Below are 2,773 nucleotides of genomic sequence, written 5' to 3'. Positions count from 1 at the left end.
CTTTTCCATAAACTGAACATATAACCAGAGTATTCCTACCCAAATTGAATATTGAGGAATGAAAGCCATGCAAATCACACGTCAGGCAGATTACGCCCTGCGGGCAATGTACTACCTTGCCAAACTGGAGCCGAATCAGCGCGCCGCAACCAGCCAGATTGCCGAGGAACAGCGAATTCCCCCCTCTTTTCTGGCAAAGATCATTTCGCAGCTTTCGATAGCCGGATTGATTCACACCTCGCGCGGCGCACACGGCGGTGTGACCCTGGCGCGCCCGGCGGATGAAATTACCATTCTGGAAGTGGTGGAGGCCATTGATGGGCCGATTGCGCTGAACGAATGCACCTACTCCAAGGATGCCTGCCCGTTCGGCGATGACTGCCCGATTCGCCCGCTGTGGTGCGAAGCGCAGGATCAACTGGTGGAAAAACTGCGCACCACTACCTTCGGGTCATTCGTCAAAGCCGTTGCCTGACCGCAGCCTGCGGCGAAGGTGCGGCGATGCCGGAAGGATTTGCCCTCAATCGGGGCTGGGTGCTGGTGTTGAAAGACGGCCGTGTGGTGGTGGATTGGGGAGAAAACGTCTTTCAAGACCTCGCCAGCGGCCAGTTTATCGAATCGGTGGATCTGATTGGCAGCCACGCCATTCGGGATGAAGAACTGGTGTGGCTGAAACGCACCGGTCAGGTGCTGGATTATGACGCCGGGCAGGTCTTTCTCAGCAGTCTGCCGGAACGAAAGCGCAAACCGTTGGATTGAAACCGCCCGAAAAGCCGCATTAACTTGCGGTACAAGTACAAAACTTAGCGAGGGTCGCAACGAACCCCCTCCCACCTCCCCCAACATCGCTGATGCAATGTTGGGGGAGGCGCAGCTGGGGGCCGAAAATGCTCAAGTAGATGGGGAATTAATTTACCCCGAACGGATAAAATTACCCGCTGCCGCGCAGGGTTCGTTCCAGCCCGTCCAGCGGCAGGCGTGAAGCCATGTCCAGACTCAGCGGCGTCACCGCCACCTGCTTTTTTACCCGCATGACATACACATCGCTGTCCGGCTCAACTTCATCCGGCTCGACCTTGATGATAAAGTCCACATCCGCCGGGCTTTCCAACCCGTCCTTGCGTTTGGAGATGGGGAAGAAGTAACGCTGGCGGCTTTGCCGGGTGACCTGCCAGGGGGTTTGCGGGGTGGCCGAGGCGGGCACTTCCACTTTGAGCACGTCCACATCCGGCTGGGGGGGCAGGTTGAGCAATCGTTCGGCAAAGTAGGCGGTAAAGTAAGCCGCGGTAGAAAAATCCACCTCGCGCGAGTGTGAGTAATACTCCCCGCTGGGCAATTCGAGGGAAACCGCCAGCGCCGGGATGCCAAAACTGGCGGCTTCCAGCGCGGCGCCCAGTGTACCCGAAACGGTGATGCCGCTGCCCACATTTTCCCCATAATTGATGCCCGAAACCACCAGATCGGGTTTGCGCGGCATCAGGTCGAGGATGGCAAACATGACGGTTTGCGCCGGCGACCCGCCGATGGCGTAGGCTGTCCAGATCTGACGGCCGATTTGGAGAGAACGCGGGGTGATGATGCCATCCGCCTGCAGGGGATGGCTGCGCCCGGCGCCGCTGTACTGGTCGCGCGGGGCTGCGACGGTCACAAAACCCAGCCGCGCCAGCGCTTCGGCGGCTGCCCACAGGCCGGGTGATTCGATCCCGTCATCGTTGGTCAGTAAGATTTGTTTACGTGTGCTGCTCATGGGCTGGATTGTACTATAAGATACCCGGCAAAAACAGAGAACCGCCCTTGCGGGCGGTTTCTGCCTTTCTTTGGCTGCGGCAACCTTTATCGGGAAGCGAGGAGGGATGCCGCAGCCATGCGCTTACTACTACTATCTGCCATTGTCAGCATCACCTCCTCTTCGTTAGGATGGCGACTCTTGAGGTGGTGCAATCCACCATGAAGGTGATTTGAGTATGTCATAAACCGTCCGAAAAGTCAAGGATGAACCTGCGTCTGTAAAATGGTTGAAAGGCGTTTTTTTTCAACGAACGAACCCCCACCGACCTCCCCCAATATCGCGTTGGCGATATTGGGGGAGGCGCAGGAGAGGGCAAAAGCGCTCGATTTGACTCATCAGTGAATTATTCCGAACAGACATCGGTCATCACCCGCTGGCTGAAGTTTGACCGTTTTCGACTTTGAGAAGCCCTGATGCCATCCGCCGATGGCTTGCAGTGGCCTGCCTGGCTTGCTACAATACAAGCATGAGCCAAACACTGCAGCGTATGCGTTTTCCGATTGCAGTCAGCCTGTTGCTGACATTTTACGCTGCCTGGCTGCTGTGGGGTTCTACCAACGCCTGGGAGCGTTACTGGCTGGGGAGTTTGTCCATTCTGACCGCCGGGGCGGCAACGGCGGCAGCCGCCGGCTGGCTGAGCGGCATCGTTCAAAGTGAAGCGCGGCGGGGTTACACCTTACTGGCGCTGGGTTTGGGCGTATGGGCCTTGAATGACCTGCTGCGCATGATGCTGCTGGGGCTACAGCCGGGCTTTTTGGCGCAACCCAATCTTTGCGATGTGCTCTATCTGCCGGGCGCTGTGCTTGCAGCTGGCGGTCTGGCAAATCTGCCGCGGCCGCGGCCTTCTTCCGGCAGCCGGCTGCGGCGCTGGCTGGATATTACGCTCACATCGCTGGCATCGCTGGCGCTGATCTACCTGCTGGCCGTTCAGCCGCGCCTGGATGCGCCGCCGGCCAGCGGCAACCCGCTGGGCATTCTCTACCC

4 protein-coding genes are annotated in these 2,773 nt (G+C 58.5%); 3 read left to right on the top strand and 1 reads right to left on the bottom strand.

Translation table 11 applies throughout. From position 1 onward, the window contains the following. Nucleotides 1–67 precede the first annotated feature (67 nt). Together VAE48_RS09945 and VAE48_RS09940 are read left to right on the top strand one after the other, a co-directional pair. Nucleotides 68–475 (top strand): Rrf2 family transcriptional regulator, encoded by a 408-nt coding sequence (locus tag VAE48_RS09945; protein WP_322793172.1) that lies wholly within the window; start codon nt 68–70, stop codon nt 473–475. 26 nt (nt 476–501) lie between these two features. Further along, nucleotides 502–759, top strand: a complete 258-nt coding sequence (locus VAE48_RS09940) for a hypothetical protein (protein ID WP_322793171.1) — start codon at nt 502–504, stop codon at nt 757–759. Between the two features lie 172 nt (nt 760–931). Here the strand turns inward: VAE48_RS09940 and surE are convergent, their stop codons facing one another. Continuing rightward, nucleotides 932–1,747: a 5'/3'-nucleotidase SurE gene (surE, locus tag VAE48_RS09935; RefSeq protein ID WP_322793170.1), complete on the bottom strand. Its 816-nt coding sequence runs from the start codon at nt 1,745–1,747 to the stop codon at nt 932–934. Nucleotides 1,748–2,255: 508 nt separating this feature from the next. Between surE and VAE48_RS09930 the strand changes: the two genes are divergently transcribed. Then, nucleotides 2,256–2,773: hypothetical protein (locus tag VAE48_RS09930; protein ID WP_322793169.1), on the top strand; the 518-nt coding region annotated here is incomplete at its 3' end.

The organism is Bellilinea sp. (assembly GCF_034432615.1).
In the GTDB taxonomy this organism is placed as follows: domain Bacteria; phylum Chloroflexota; class Anaerolineae; order Anaerolineales; family Anaerolineaceae; genus Bellilinea.
This window is presented reverse-complemented; position numbering and strand designations above follow the sequence as displayed.

Excerpts from the sequence above, each read along its gene's own strand:
- surE (WP_322793170.1), bottom strand. The coding sequence starts at position 1,747 with ATGAGCAGCACACGTAAACAAATCTTACTGACCAACGATGACGGGATC.
- VAE48_RS09945 (WP_322793172.1), top strand. The coding sequence starts at position 68 with ATGCAAATCACACGTCAGGCAGATTACGCCCTGCGGGCAATGTACTAC.
- VAE48_RS09940 (WP_322793171.1), top strand. The coding sequence starts at position 502 with ATGCCGGAAGGATTTGCCCTCAATCGGGGCTGGGTGCTGGTGTTGAAA.